This is a genomic window from Microbacterium terregens (assembly GCF_039534975.1).
In the GTDB taxonomy this organism is placed as follows: Bacteria; Actinomycetota; Actinomycetes; order Actinomycetales; family Microbacteriaceae; genus Microbacterium; species Microbacterium terregens.
The window spans coordinates 806,616-820,923 of the sequence record NZ_BAAAWH010000001.1 but is presented as its reverse complement, the minus strand read 5'-3'; the positions used below and the strand labels follow the sequence as shown (position 1 = coordinate 820,923).

8 protein-coding genes are annotated in these 14,308 nt (G+C 70.9%); 3 read left to right on the top strand and 5 right to left on the bottom strand.

The window, feature by feature from the left end:
• Positions 1–32: 32 nt before the first annotated feature.
• Entirely contained in the window at positions 33–2,660 is a 2,628-nt protein-coding gene (locus ABD655_RS03770; RefSeq protein ID WP_344711721.1) for a DUF4062 domain-containing protein, read from the top strand.
• Positions 2,654–5,281 carry an ATP-binding protein gene (locus ABD655_RS03765; protein ID WP_344711719.1) on the top strand — a complete coding sequence of 876 codons (2,628 nt, stop codon included), beginning with the start codon at positions 2,654–2,656 and terminating at the stop codon, positions 5,279–5,281. The genes ABD655_RS03770 and ABD655_RS03765 overlap by 7 nt, the downstream gene beginning before the upstream one ends.
• A 136-nt stretch (positions 5,282–5,417) precedes the next feature.
• Here ABD655_RS03765 and ABD655_RS03760 read toward each other — a convergent pair whose 3' ends face one another.
• Both ABD655_RS03760 and ABD655_RS03755 read right to left on the bottom strand, forming a co-directional pair.
• Entirely contained in the window at positions 5,418–7,016 is a 1,599-nt protein-coding gene (locus ABD655_RS03760; RefSeq protein ID WP_344711718.1) for a 5-oxoprolinase subunit B/C family protein, read from the bottom strand.
• Positions 7,010–7,765: a 5-oxoprolinase subunit PxpA gene (locus tag ABD655_RS03755; RefSeq protein ID WP_344711716.1), complete on the bottom strand. Its 756-nt coding sequence runs from the start codon at positions 7,763–7,765 to the stop codon at positions 7,010–7,012. Before ABD655_RS03755 ends, ABD655_RS03760 begins: the two co-directional genes overlap by 7 nt.
• A 220-nt stretch (positions 7,766–7,985) precedes the next feature.
• Between ABD655_RS03755 and ABD655_RS03750 the strand changes: the two genes are divergently transcribed.
• Positions 7,986–9,767 (top strand): dipeptide ABC transporter ATP-binding protein, encoded by a 1,782-nt coding sequence (locus ABD655_RS03750; protein WP_344711714.1) that lies wholly within the window; start codon positions 7,986–7,988, stop codon positions 9,765–9,767.
• Positions 9,768–10,470: 703 nt separating this feature from the next.
• On the opposite strand, the gene ABD655_RS03745 is transcribed toward ABD655_RS03750, so the two are convergent.
• The 3 genes from ABD655_RS03745 to ABD655_RS03735 form a co-directional block, all read right to left on the bottom strand.
• Positions 10,471–11,430 carry an ABC transporter permease gene (locus ABD655_RS03745; RefSeq protein WP_344711712.1) on the bottom strand — a complete coding sequence of 320 codons (960 nt, stop codon included), beginning with the start codon at positions 11,428–11,430 and terminating at the stop codon, positions 10,471–10,473.
• A 61-nt stretch (positions 11,431–11,491) separates the two neighbouring features.
• Positions 11,492–12,496, bottom strand: a complete 1,005-nt coding sequence (locus ABD655_RS03740; protein ID WP_344711710.1) for an ABC transporter permease — start codon at positions 12,494–12,496, stop codon at positions 11,492–11,494.
• Between the two features lie 122 nt (positions 12,497–12,618).
• Entirely contained in the window at positions 12,619–14,256 is a 1,638-nt protein-coding gene (locus ABD655_RS03735; RefSeq protein WP_344711707.1) for an ABC transporter substrate-binding protein, read from the bottom strand.
• Positions 14,257–14,308: the final 52 nt, after the last annotated feature.

The following is a 14,308-nucleotide window of genomic DNA, read 5'->3' as shown; positions in this document are numbered from 1 at the left end:
GCATACAGGCGCATAGGCGCCATGATGGCGTCATGACTGGGGCGCGAGAGCCCGTGATCCGTACGCCCGACCAGCGGATCCGGGTGTTCGTGAGTTCGACCCTGCGCGAACTCGCCGACGAACGGCGCGCCGTCCGCGCCGCGATCGAACGCATGCAGCTCGCCCCCGTCATGTTCGAACTCGGCGCCCGCCCGCACCCACCCCGAGAGCTCTACCGCTCCTACCTCTCCCAGAGCGACGTGTTCATCGGCATCTACGCCGACAGCTACGGCTGGGTCGCCCCGGACGAGCAGATCTCCGGACTCGAAGACGAATACGACCTCGCTCCCCGCGAGATGCCCAAACTCATCTACATCAAGAAGAGCGACCACCGCGAAGACCGGCTCAAAGAGCTCATCTCCCGCATCCAAACCGACGACACCGCCGCCTACCTCTCCTTCGCCACCGCCGACGAACTCGTCGATCGCGTGTCCGGAGACCTCGCGATCCTTCTCGCCGAGCGGTTCGACGAGTCCCGCTCCGGCGTCGACGGCGGACCGGACGAGACGGAGCCGGCACCCCTGGTCGCCCGGGTCCCCGCGCCGTACACCACGACCATCGGCCGGGAACGGGATCTGGCGAACGTCCGGCAGCTGCTCGCCGAGGGCAACGATCGTGTCGTGACCCTGGTCGGACCCGGCGGCATCGGCAAGAGCCGCCTCGCGATCGAGGTCGCGCACGCTTCGGAGGACCTGTTTCCGGACGGCACGTACTTCGTGCTGCTGGAAGGCGTGCTCGAGCCGGGACTTCTGCTGCCCACGATCGCCTACTTCCTCGGCATCCGCGACAACGGCGAGGCGGGCCTGGAGGAGCGCATCTGCCGCGCCCTCGAGGGACGACGCGTACTGATCGTGCTCGACAATTTCGAGCAGATCGTGGATGCCGCGCCCGTCCTGGTGCGGCTGTACACGGTCGCGCCGCTGGCGTGCTTCCTGGTCACGAGCCGGACCGTGCTGCGGATCCGCGGCGAGCAGGTCTACGAGGTCGAGACGCTGCCGCCGCCGGAGGGCACCGGGCAGATCGGCCTCGAGCGGGCGCGACGCTCGCTGGCCGTGCAGCTGTTCGTCGACCGCGCCCAGGCGGTCAAGCCCGACTTCACCCTGACCGCCGAGAACGCCACCGCCGTCGCCGAGATCTGCCGCCAGCTCGAGGGACTGCCGCTGGCCATCGAACTGGCCGCCGCCAAGATCCGGCTGCTGACCCCCGAGGGGATCGCGCAGCGTCTGGAGCACAGCCTGCCCCTGCTGACAGCATCCGTCCGCGACCTGCCGGACCGGCACCGCACCATGCGCGCGACGATCGACTGGAGCATCAGCCTGCTGCCGCCCGAGCAGCGCGCCCTGCTGGAGGACCTCGGCGTCTTCGCCACGCGGTTCACGCTCGAGGCGGTGGAGGCGATCGGCCGGGGACGGTCCTGGGACGGGCAGGGCCTGGACGCGCTGGCGGAGCTGGTGGACGCCTCGCTCGTCAAGCAGGTCGAGATCGGCGGGCGCGCGACGTTCTCGCTCCTGGCGATCATGCGTCAGTATGCGATCGGCCGCCTCAAGGAGCGCGGCGAAGCCGACGTCGTCCGCGCTGCGCACGCCGACTACTACACCGAGCTGGTGCGGAGCGTGTCACCGCGCCTCCGCGGCGAAGGCCAGGCCGAGGCGGTGCGCCGGCTCGGTCTGGAGCTGTCGAACCTGCGCGCGGCCGCGCGGCACCTGGTCTATACGAATCGCCTCGACGACGCCGGCGATTTCGCCTGGTCCCTGCTGGTGTACTGGTGGATCTCGGGCTTCTTCTCCGAAGTGCGGCTGTGGATGATCGAGCTGCTCGAGAAGCAGCAGCCGATCACGCAGCACACCCGCGCGGTCGCGTGGTTCTTCGCGCTGTGGGGCGAGATGTGGCAGCGCCCGTCCGACCAGGTGGTCGCGGGCCTCGGTGAATGCGTGCGGCTGTTCACCGAGAGCGGGGACGAGAGTGCCGCGGCGATGGCACTGGCCGCGCGGGCCACCACGCGCATGCAGTTCCCCGACCTGGATGCCGAAAAGGCGGAGGCCGAGCTGACCGATGCCGTCGCCACCCTCCATGAGCTGGGCGACGGGTGGGCGGAGTCCATGGCGGAGGTGGGGCTCGGCCTGCTGGCGGTGGTGCAGGGCGACGTTCAGACGGCTCTCGCGCACTTCACCCGGTCGGCCGAAGTCGCCGACGAGGGACACGACATGTTCACGCGGATCGTGTCGGGCAACAACCGCACACGGGTGCTGTTCACCATGGGCGAGGTGGAGACGGCGGAGCGGGAGTGGTTCCTGACCCTCGGGCTCTCGGCGCAGCTGCACTACGAGGAGGGCGCGGCGTATGCCATGGAGGGCATCTGCGCGATCGCGGCGACGCGCGGGGAGGGATGGCGCGTGGGCGCCCTCGCTGCCGTCACCGCGTCGATGCGCCAGCGCACCGGACTCTTCGACGTGGAGGGCTTCGCGGTGCACCTGGCACCGCTCGAGGCGATCCGCGCGAGCGATCCGGAGAGCGTCGCGGCGGGTGAGCGCGCGGGAGCCGAGATGACCGTGGCCGAGGCGATCGCGCTGGCGCTGCCGGTTATCGACCCCGCCGTGGGAGAGGCTCTGGCGCAGTGGTGAGGCCCGGAGTGCAGCCCGTGATCCGTACGCCCGACCAGCGGATCCGGGTGTTCGTGAGTTCGACGCTGCGCGAACTCGCCGACGAACGACGTGCCGTCCGCGCGGCCATCGAGCGCATGCAGCTGGCGCCGGTCATGTTCGAACTCGGCGCCCGCCCGCACCCGCCGCGGGAGCTGTACCGGTCCTATCTGTCCCAGAGCGACGTGTTCGTCGGCATCTACGGTGACAGCTACGGCTGGGTCGCCCCCGACGAGGAGATCTCGGGGCTGGAGGACGAGTACCGCCTCGCCCCGCGAGAGATGCCCAAGCTGATCTACATCAAGAAGAGCGAGCACCGGGACGACCGTCTGGCGCAGCTGATCGCCCGCATCCAGGAGGATGACACCGCCGCCTACCTGCCGTTCACGACGGCGGAGGAGCTGGAGTCCCAGGTCAGCGTCGACCTGGCCACGCTGCTCGCCGAGCGGTTCGAGGAGTCGCGTGCGGAGGAGGAGCCGGCCGAATCCGATCCGTCCCCCCTGATCGCCCGCGTGCCGGTCCCGTACACGACCACGATCGGGCGCGAGCGCGAGATCGCCGAGGTGCTCGAGATGCTCACCCGCGGCACAGACCGGGTGATCAGCCTGATCGGCCCCGGCGGGATCGGCAAGAGCCGCCTGGCGATCGAAGTGGCCCTCGCCGCCCGCACCCTCTTCCCCGGCGGCACCTACTTCGTCGCGCTCGAGAACGTGCTCGAGCAGGGACTGCTGCTCCCCACGATCGGGTACACGCTCGGCATCCGCGACAACGGCGAGGCGGCACTCGAGGAGCGCATCTCGCGCGCCCTCGCGGGGCGCAACGTCCTGATCGTGCTGGACAACTTCGAGCAGATCGTGGATGCCGCGCCCGTGCTGGTGCGGCTGTACACCGTCGCCCCGAGCGCGAGCTTCCTGGTCACCAGCCGCATCGTGCTGCGCATCCGCGGAGAGCAGGTGTATGACGTGCGCGCGCTGGGCACGCCGAGCCCGAACGCGCCCGGCACGCTGGAGCGGGCACGCACGTCGACGGCGGTGCAGCTGTTCGTCGACCGCGCCCGGGCCGCGAAGCCCTCGTTCGAACTGACCGAGGACAACGCCGGCGCCGTCATGGACATCTGCCGCCGGCTCGAGGGGCTGCCGCTGGCGATCGAGCTGGCCGCGGCGAAGCTGCGGATACTCACCCCCGCTGCCATCGCGGAGCGCCTCAAGAAGAGCCTGCCGATGCTGACGGCGGCGGTGCGCGATCTGCCGCAGCGCCATCGCACGATGCGCGCGACCCTCGACTGGAGCGTGGGCCTGCTGGCCGCCGAGGACCGCGCCCTGCTCGAGGATCTCGGCGTCTTCGCGGAGCGGTTCTCACTCGAAGCGGTGGAGGCGATCGGCGTGGGGCGATCGTGGGAGGGCCACGCGATCGACGGGATCACGGCCCTCATCGACGGCTCGCTGGTCAAGCAGACCGAGGTCCAGGGTCGTCCGGTGCTCTCGCTGCTGGCGATCGTGCGCGAATACGCGCTGGGCAGGCTCAAGGATCGCGGCGAGGCCCGCAAGATGCGCAATGCGCACGCCGACTACTACACCGCAGTGGTGCGCCGCCACGGCGGCGAACTGCGCACCGAGAGCCAGGCCGCGACGCTCGCATCCCTGAGCATCGAACTCGCGAACCTGCGGGCGGCCATCCGCCACCTGGTCTACACCGACCGGCTCGACGACGCCGCCGAGTTCGCGTGGGGACTGCTCATCTACTGGTGGATCATGGGCCTGTTCGGCGGGGTGAGGGTGTGGATGCTGGAGCTGCTCGGCAAGGAGAAGCCCATCCTGCCGCGCTCCCGAGCGATCGCCTGGTTCTTCGCGCTGTGGGGGGAGATGTGGCAGCAGCCGTCCGAGGAGGTCGTCGCGGGCCTCGCCGAGTGCGTCCGGCTGTTCACCGAGAGCGGGGACGAGGATGCCGCGGCCATGGCACTGGCGGCACGCGCGACCGCGCGGGTGCAGCTGCCCCAGCCCGACGTCGAAACGGCGGCACACGAGCTGGATGACGCGGTGGAACGGCTGCACCGCCTCGGAAACGGGTGGGGGGAGGCGATCACGCGGGTCTCGCTGGGCCGCGTCGCCTGGCTGCGCGGTTCCCGCGAAGAGGCGCTCGCGCACTTCCAACGCGCGAGCGCGGTCGCCGAGGCCGGCGGCGACCTGTTCACCCGGTCCGTCGCCGGCAACCAGATCGGACGTCTGCTGCTGGTCGGCGGTCAGGTCGACGAAGCCGAAGAGGTGTTCCGGCGCACCCTCGTCGATTCCGTCAAGCTGCACCACGAGGAGGGCATCGCCTACGGGCTGGAGGGCATCTGCGCCATCGCCGCCGCGCACGGCGATGCGCGCCGCGCCGGTGCACTGTCGGCGGCCGCCGCCGCCATCCGCCACCGGATCGGCGTCTTCGACGTCGAGGCGTTCACCGTCCACGAGCTGTCGCTGGATGCGGTCCGCCGCAGCGATCCGGACGCGGTGGCCGCGGGCGAGCGCGAGGGCGCGCAGCTGACGGTGGCCGAGGCGGTGGCGCTGGCACTGCCCGAGCCCGAGCGCGCGCTGGCGGCCGAGGCGCTGTCGCACTGGTAGCCGGCATCCCCCGTCCGTGTTTCGGGTCTCGGCGGTCTCGGAGATCGGCGCCGGAATCGGATCCCCACCCCCCGCTGCTCCGATTCCACGGCACGGGTCCGAAGCTGCGACCGATGTGGGGCGCGCGGACCGGCGCTCAGGCCGGCCGCGCGTGCCGGAACCTCACCCGCGTGCCCGGCCGCGCCTGCGCGAGCAGGTCGAGCGCGGCATCCGTCGCCACCGCGAGAACCGGATACCCGCCGGTGACCGGCCCGTCGGCGAGCAGGATCGTCGGCCGTCCACTCGGGGGCACCTGCAGGGCACCGGGCACCATGCCCTCGCTCGGCAGCTCGTCGTCGCGCACGCGGGGCAGCGCCGGCCCGTTCAGGCGCATCCCCACCCGGTCCGTGTCGTTCGTGACCGTCCAGACCGCCTCATACAGGGCGGACAGGGCGGATGCCGCGAACCAATCCGCCCGCGGACCCGGCGCCAGCTCGACCTCGATCTCGTCGTCGTGCGGCGCACCCCACGGCGCGACCGTGGCGACCGGAATGGGATCGACCGGGTCGGAACCGATGGGCAGCTCGTCCCCGGCGCGCAGCGGCGGCGGACCGATGCCCGCGAGCACATCGCGCGAGCGTGACCCCAGCACGGGCGCGGCCTCGACGCCCCCGCGCACCGCGAGGTAGGCGCGGGCGCCGGAGCGGAACCAGTCCAGATGCAAGTGAGCTCCCGCAGGCCACGCGTACGCCTCGTAGGGGTCGAGCTCGTGGCCGTCGAGTCGGATCGGCCCCCACGCCCCGGTCACCGCGAACCACAGGTCCCGCAGCGCGACGGCGCGGAATCCGCCCATCGTGACCTCGATGGCGGCCGCACCCTCGGGGTTGCCGACCAGCCGGTTGGCGGTGCGCAGGGAGCCACGGTCGAGGGCCCCGGACCCGGCGACGCCCAGGGAGGCGTACCCGGCGCGGCCGAGGTCCTGCAGTGTCGCGAGCAGCCCCGGTTCGCCGATCCGGATGCTCGGCTCCGGAGATCGTGAAGCGGCTGCTTCCGCGCCTCGAGCCGGCGGGGTTTCGACCCTGTCTCGAGGCGCGGTTGCCGTCTCGGCGGCGGGGGCGGCGGCGCGGGACGCGCGGAACCGCACGCGGGTCCCGGGTGCGAGCAGCACGGGTGAGGCGGCATCCGGGTCGAACAGCGGCGCCGTCGTGGTCCCGATCAGCCGCCACCCACCCGGCGTGTCCCTCGGGTACGCGCCGGTGAAGCCCGCGGCCAGGCCTACCGAGCCGCGCGGCACGCGCGTGCGCGGGCTCGGCAGGCGCGGCACGTCGAAGGTCCACTCCGGGCTCACGAGGTAGCCGAAGCCGGGCGCGAACCCGGTGAACGCGACCGTCCACTCGGCAGCGGTGTGCGCCCGCACGAGTGCGTCCGCGCTGACGCCGAGCAGCTCCGCGGTCTCGGCGAGGTCCGCGCCGTCGTAGGCGACGTCGAGTTCGACGACCGAGGAGCGCGCGGGGGCGGTCGGCGCGGCATCCATCGTCGTGCGGGCGACCCAGGATCGCACCGCCGCAAGCGGAAGCCGGGCGGGATCGACCCGCACCAGCACCGTGCGCGCCGCCGGGACGAGGTCCACGACACCGGCCGGCCGGGATCCGTCGAGCCGGGCGTGCAGCGCGATGGCCGCAGCGAGCGACTCGACCTCGATAAGGACGCCGCTCTCACCCATCGGCAGCACGCGCAGCGGAAGCGGAGTCACCACGGCGCCCGCACCACGATGCCGTCGGACTCCAGCGCGGCCCGCACCGCGCGGGCCATGGCGACCGCGTCGGGCGAATCGCCATGGAGGCACAGGGATGCCGCCTCCGCAGGCACCAGCATCCCACCGAGCGCCTCGACCACCCCTTCGCGGACCAGGCGGACCGCGCGGGCGGCCACCTCGTCGGGGTCGTGCAGCAGCGCGCCCGGCTCTCCGCGCGGAACGAGCGAGCCGTCCGGGCGGTAGCCGCGATCCAGGAACGCCTCACGGACGAAGGGCAGCCCCGCTGCGCGCGCCGACCGCTCGATCCGGCCCGGCAGGCCCAGCACCGCGACGGGCCGGCCGAGTCGGGCTGCGAGGTCGGCGACCGCGGCCGCGACGGCATCCGCGTGCGCGGCGTCGGCGGTGACCGCGTGGTAGAGCGCTCCGTGGGGCTTGACGTACCGGACGTCGCCCCCGGCATCGACGAGCGCGGCGAGTTGCTCCGCGACGGCCGCGGTCAGCTCCGCGGGGAGCATCGCGCGCGGAATCCGGCCGAAATTCGCGGGATCCGGGTACGAGGGATGCGCGCCGATGGCGACGCCGAACCGGGCGGCGCGGTCGACCGCGACCGCGAGGGACGCGGCATCCCCCGCGTGGCCGCCGCACGCGATGCTCGCGCTGGAGATCACCGCGAACATCGCCTCGTCGTCCGCCGTCGGGACTCCCGCAACGGTCTCGCCGAGGTCTGCGTTGAGGTCGATCCAGGCCATGCTCCACGGTAACGCCGGGCGGCTGCGCACAACTCCGCCAATCCGAACGCCGGGTGCGGACAGTGACGCGCGAAGACGCGGCTTCCAGGCCGGTCGGGCCTCGGATTGCCGACGTTGTGCACAGCCGGGTCGCGGCACCCGCGACGGCGGCGGGTTACGAGTGCGTAAAGGCTCGAGCGCTGCGGATGCGTCGTGCCCCCGCGCCAGGCAGGATGGACGCATGGCCCGATCCTCTGAGCGCGTCGCCGCCGGCACGCCGCTCCTCCAGGTCCGCGATGTCGCGGTCGAGTTCCGGACGGTCGATGGCACCGTCCACGCCGTGGAGGGCGTCGACCTCGACCTCGCCGCCGGCGAGACCCTCGCCATCGTCGGCGAGTCCGGCTCGGGCAAGTCCACGACCGCGATGGCCGTGATCGGCCTGCTGCCCGGCAACGGACGGGTGACGAAGGGCAGCATCCTCTTCGAGGGCGAAGACCTGGTGGGTGCCCCGGAGAGTGTGATGCGCGGCATCCGGGGCGGGTCGATCGGTCTGGTGCCGCAGGATCCGATGTCCAACCTCAACCCGGTGGCCAAGATCGGCACGCAGGTGGCCGAGACCCTGCTCGCCCACGGCCTGGCCACGCGACGGGACGTCGATCGCAAGGTGGTCGAGACGCTCGCCGCGGCGGGCCTTCCCGATGCCGCCGAGCGGGCCAAGCAGTACCCGCACGAGTTCTCCGGCGGCATGCGGCAGCGCGCGCTGATCGCGATCGGGCTGGCGTGCAACCCCAAGCTGCTGATCGCAGACGAGCCGACCAGCGCGCTGGATGTCACGGTGCAGCGGACGATCCTCGACCAGCTCCAGCGCATGACCGGCGAGCTGGGCACCGCGCTCATGCTGATCACGCACGACCTCGGCCTCGCCGCCGAGCGCGCCTCGCGCGTGGTCGTGATGCACCGGGGCCGCATCGTCGAGCAGGGTCCTGCCCGGCAGATCCTCGAAGACCCGCAGGAGCCGTACACGCAGGCGCTGGTCCGCGCCGCACCGTCGGTGGCGGCCGTGCGACTGCGCCCGGAAGCCTTCCGCAAGCCGACGTCGGAGAACCGGGTGACGGATGCCGCGGCATCCGTTTCGGAGCCCGCTGCGGTGTCGGAGCCGGCGGCGGTGTCGGAGCCCGCGGTGGTGTCGGAGCGCGCGGCGGTTGAGCGTGCGGCGGTTGAGCCCGCGGCGGCGCCGGACTACATCGTCGAGGTGGAGAACCTGACGAAGGTGTTCAAGATCCGCGGCCGCAAGGAAGAGTTCACGGCGGTCAACGACGTCTCCTTCGCGATCCCGCGCGGCGAGACGGTGGCGATCGTCGGCGAGTCCGGTTCGGGAAAGACGACCACGGCGCGCATGCTGCTCAAGGTCGTCGACCCGACCAGTGGCGTCATCCGCTTCGACGGCCAGGACGTCGCGGCCCTCAAGGGCAAGCAGCTCGACTCGTTCCGCCAGCGGGTGCAGCCGATCTTCCAGGACCCGTACTCGTCACTGAACCCGATGTTCTCCATCGAGCGGCTGATCATCGAGCCGCTGGACTTCTACAAGCGCGGGTCGTCCAAGGAGCGTTCGGCGCGCGTCCGGCAGCTGCTGGACGACGTCGCCCTGCCGCAGTCCATGCTGCGCCGGTATCCGTCCGAGCTTTCCGGCGGTCAGCGTCAGCGCGTCGCGATCGCACGGGCGCTCGCCCTCTCCCCCGACCTGATCGTCTGCGACGAGCCCGTCTCGGCCCTGGACGTGCTCGTCCAGGACCAGATCCTCCGCCTGCTGAGCGATCTGCAGAGCGAGTACGGGCTGAGCTACCTGTTCATCTCGCACGACCTCGCGGTGGTTCGCCTGATCAGCGACTACGTGTGCGTCATGAAGGACGGCGTGCTGGTCGAGGCCGCGACATCCGAGGAGATCTTCACCAACCCGCGCGACCCGTACACGCGCCGGCTGCTCGCATCGATCCCCGGCAACGAATTGGACATCGCCGTCTGATTCCGGATGCCGCGGCCGCGGCATCCCTCCCCCTCATGGCCCCCGGCCTTCGCCCTTTCGCTCCCCTGTCACAACACGCCCGGGCGCGCGGCAGTTTGCGACAGGCGAGCCATCGCACGACCCGCTCCGCTGTCACAACACGCCGGCGCGCCCCGCACTTTGCGACAGGCGAGCCCTCAGGCCGGATGCCGCGACCGCAGCCTCCGAGCGCCCGTACCCACCGGCCGACCGGCTCTACTGTCACAACACGCCGGCGCGCCCCGCACTTGGCGACAGGCGAGCCGGAGAGCCCGCGCGTCGCACCCGCTCCGCTGTCGCAACACGCCGGCGCGCCTTGCAGTTTGCGACAGGCGAGCCCTCGGGCCGGATGCCGCGACTGCAGCCTCCGAGCGCCCGCGCTCACCGGCCGACCGGCTTCCCGTGTCACAACACGCCGACGCGCGCGGCAGTTTGCGACAGGCGAACCGGCAGCCCCGCGCACCAAACCCACTCCACTGTCACAACACGCCGGCGCGCCTTGCAGTTTGCGACAGGCGAGCCCTCGGGCCGGATGCCGCGACTGCAGCCTCCGAGCGCCCGCGCTCACAGCATCCCCTGTCACAACACGCCGACGCTCGCAGCAGTTTGCGACAGGCGAACCGCGAGCCCCGCGCAACCGGCGAGCCCGCGCCACCGGCGAGCCCGCGCACCCCGGCCGCTCGGGTCAGCGGGTCCGCGTCCGGGGATCCATCGCCTCGCGCAGCGCCTCACCAAGCAGCGTGAAGCCCAGCGCGGTGATCATGATGCAGATGCCGGGGAGGAACGCGAGGTACGGCGCGATCGCGAGCTCGGACTGCGCGTAGGTGAGCATGCGGCCCCATTCCGCAGTCTCGGGGCGCCCGCCGCCGAGGCCGAGGAAGGACAGGGCGGCGGCGTCGATGACCGCCGTCGCGAGGCTCAGCGTGCCCTGCACGATGACCGGCCCCACCGAGTTCGGCAGCACGTGACTCATCGTGATCCTGCCGCGCCCGAGTCCGAGCGTCTGCGCGGACAGGACGTAGTCCGCGCTGCGCTGCTGCAGCATCGACGATCGCAGCAGGCGCGCGAAGATCGGCACCTGGGCGACTCCGATCGCGATCATGACCGCGAACGGGGTCTGGCCGAGGAGCGCGGCGATCGAGACGGCGAGCAGCAGGCTGGGGACGGAGAGCAGGATGTCGATGAATCGCATCAGGACGTTGTCGACCTGGCCGCCGAACATGCCGGCGATGAGGCCGATCAGCATTCCGCCGGCCAGACCGAAGGCGGTCGAGATGACACCGATGAGCAGGGATGCCCGCGCACCCCAGATGAGCTTGGACAGCACGTCGCCACCGAAGCGGTCCAGGCCGAGGGGGAACTGCGGCAGCTCACCCGGCCCGGGAATGTGCGTCGGCGTGATGTAGGCCTGTCCCGGCAGCGCATTCGGCGGGTAGGGCGCGAGCCAGGGGGCGAACACGGCGACGAGCACGAACACGCCGACGATGATCCCGCCGATCCAGGCCGACGGATTGCGGCGCAGCCGGGTCCAGACGTCGCGCCAGAATCCGCCGCGGGTCCGCGCCGCAAGGAGTTCGTGGTCGACGACGGCGGTGTCGTCGACGGGTCCGCCTGCGGGAGCGGGGGGCAGGATCGCGGAGGTCATGCGGCACCCCCCGTCTCGGTCGGGCGCACGGCGGTCAGGCCACCGGCGGTGAAGAGAACGATCATGAGACCCTCACTCTCGGGTCGATGAAGCCGTAGGAGACGTCGACGGCGAGGTTGATCAGCGCGTAGCCGATCGCGATGAAGATGATGAAACCCTGCAGGACGGCATAGTCCCGCTCGAAGATGGCATCGGCCATGAACTGGCCGATGCCCGGATATGCGAAGACCTTCTCGGTCAACACCGCCCCCGAGATCAGCAGACCGGTCTGCAGGCCCACCGTCGTGATGACGGGCAGCATGGCGTTGCGGAGGATGAAGCGATTGCGGATCGTGCCCTGCGAGATGCCTTTGGCACGCCCGGTGCGCACGTAGTCCGCGTTCTGCACCTCGAGGACGGATGCGCGGGTGATGCGCACGATGATCGCAAGTGGAATGGTGCCCAACGCGATCGCGGGGAGGATCAGGTGCAGGATGGCGTCCCACGCGGCGTCGAACTCTCCGGTGAGGATGCCGTCCAGCACGTAGAAGCCGGTGGGGTGGGTCGCGTCGATCCGCGGGTCCTGCCGACCGTCCGACGGCAGCCAGCCCAGCTGCACCGCGAAGACGTACTTGAGGATGAACGCGAGGAAGAACACCGGGATCGTGATGCCGATGAGGCTGGACGCGACCGCGAAGTGGTCGGTGGCCTTGCCGTGGCGGCGGGCGGCCCAGTAGCCGAGCGGGATGCCGATGCCGACGGCGAAGATGAGGGCTGCGATCGACAGCTCGAGCGTCGCCGGGAAGCGTCGGGCGAACTCCTCCAGCACGAGCCGGCTGGTCATGATCGACGCGCCGAAGTCACCCTGCAGGAGCCTGCCCATCCAGACGAAGTACTGCTCGATGACGGGCCGGTTGAATCCGTAGAGCTCGTTGATCCGCTCGATCGCCTCGGGCGTCGCCTTCTCGCCGAGCAGGGCCACCGCAGGCCCGCCGGGCAGGGACCGGACCCAGACGAACAGCAGGACCGACAGACCCAGCAGCGTGGGGATCAGGTAGAGGAGACGCTTGCCGATGACGCGCAGCACTGAGGGGGACTCCGAGGATCAGGGGGTGGACGGCGGCGGGCTGAGGAACCCGTGCGAGGAGGAATGGTGCGGATGCCGCGGGCCGGCCGTGTCGGCCGCCCGCGGCATCCGCTCGATCGTTGCTACTTGCTGAGCTCGATCATGTTGAACACCTCGTCGTTGACGGGGCTGGCCGGGTACGACGTGACGCGCGAGTCGAACGCCAGCGACGGCGCCGGGTGCGCGAGCGGGATGCCCGGGTTGAACTCGGCGATCATCTCGTTGATGGCCTTGTACTGCTCGGTCTGCTCGTCGATGTCCGCGGTGCCGCGGGCCTCGGTCAGCGCGTTGAACAGTTCGGGGTTGTCGAAGCCCCACTCATTCGAGGCCTGGCCGAAGAACACGCCCACGAAGTTGTCCGTGTCGTTGTAGTCGCCGGTCCAGCCGAGCAGGTGCAGACCGTGGTCGGCTCCGCCCTGGATGCGGTCCAGGTACGCCGGGTTCCACTCGTTGCCCGTCGGGGTGACGGTGATTCCCACGGCTTCCAGCTGCGACGCCAGGTTCGTGAAGATCTGCTCCGGGTTGGGCATGTACGGCCGCGACACGTTCGTCGGGTAGTTGAACATGAGGGTCAGGCCGTCCGGGTAGCCCGCCTGTGCGAGCAGCTGCTTGGCCAGGTCGGGGTCGTACTCGTACGTGGTGACGTCCTCGTTCCAGCCGGTGACGACCGGCGGGATGAACTGCGACGCGACCTCGGTGCCCTCGGGGAGCACCTGCGTGACGAGCGCCTCCTTGTCGATCGCGTGAGCGATCGCCTCGCGCACCAGGGGGTTCGCGAGCTCGGGGACGGCCTGGTTCATGCCGAGGTACAGGATCGTGAACGGGTCACGCTGCATCACGTTGTAGCCGGCCTCTTCGAGGGCGGCGGTGTCGGCGGGAGCGACCAGGTCGTATCCGTCGATGTCACCGGACTCGAGCGCCTGACGGCGTGCGGTCGGGTCGCCGATGGTGCGGAAGATGATCTCCTGAACCTGACCCTGCTCGCCCCAGTAGTCGGGGTTGGCCTGCAGTGTGACCTGCTCGCCGGGCTCCCACGAGTCGAACATGAAGGGGCCGGTTCCGACCGGGTGCGCGTTGGCGTACTCGCTCAGCGTCGGCGCCTCCTCGGTGCCGCCGACCGCGTCGGCGTCGAACTCGGACAGGGCCGTGGGGCTCTGCATCGAGAACGCCGGCAGCGACAGCGCAGCGATGAAGCCGGCGAACGGCTGGGTCAGCGTGACGGTGGCGTGCGAGGCGTCATCAGCGGAGCACGAGTCGAAGACCGCGGTGTCGGGGGTGTCCGCGAAGCCCTTGAAGAGCGACCCGTAGTAGTACGAGAGGCTCTCGGACTGTGCGAGTCCGGTCCAGTTGTACCAGCGGTCGAAGTTGGTGCACACAGCCTCGGCGTCGAAGTCGGTGCCGTCATGGAACGTGACACCCTCCTTCAGCGTGAAGGTGTACGAGAGGCCGTCCTCGGACTGCTCCCAGCTCTCGGCCAGCAGCGGGGCGGGGTCGGCCGTGCCCGCCTCGACGCCGACGAGGCCCTCGAAGATCTGACGCGAGACGCGGAAGGTCTCGCCATCGCTTGCGAATGCGGGGTCGAGACCCGAGGGGTCATTCGACGCCGCGAAGACGAACGTGCTGTCGACGTCGGATGAATCGTCCGCACCGCCGCCGTCGCGTTCGCTCGCGCATGCCGTGAGCACCATCGCGCCGAGGGCGACGACGGCAGCGCCGGTCATCCAGCGCTTTCTCGAACTGTGGAGCATCTGCTGTGCACCTTCCATGAATATG

Excerpts from the sequence above, each read along its gene's own strand:
- ABD655_RS03770 (WP_344711721.1), top strand. The coding sequence starts at position 33 with ATGACTGGGGCGCGAGAGCCCGTGATCCGTACGCCCGACCAGCGGATC.
- ABD655_RS03755 (WP_344711716.1), bottom strand. The coding sequence starts at position 7,765 with ATGGCCTGGATCGACCTCAACGCAGACCTCGGCGAGACCGTTGCGGGA.
- ABD655_RS03750 (WP_344711714.1), top strand. The coding sequence starts at position 7,986 with ATGGCCCGATCCTCTGAGCGCGTCGCCGCCGGCACGCCGCTCCTCCAG.
- ABD655_RS03745 (WP_344711712.1), bottom strand. The coding sequence starts at position 11,430 with ATGACCTCCGCGATCCTGCCCCCCGCTCCCGCAGGCGGACCCGTCGAC.
- ABD655_RS03735 (WP_344711707.1), bottom strand. The coding sequence starts at position 14,256 with ATGACCGGCGCTGCCGTCGTCGCCCTCGGCGCGATGGTGCTCACGGCA.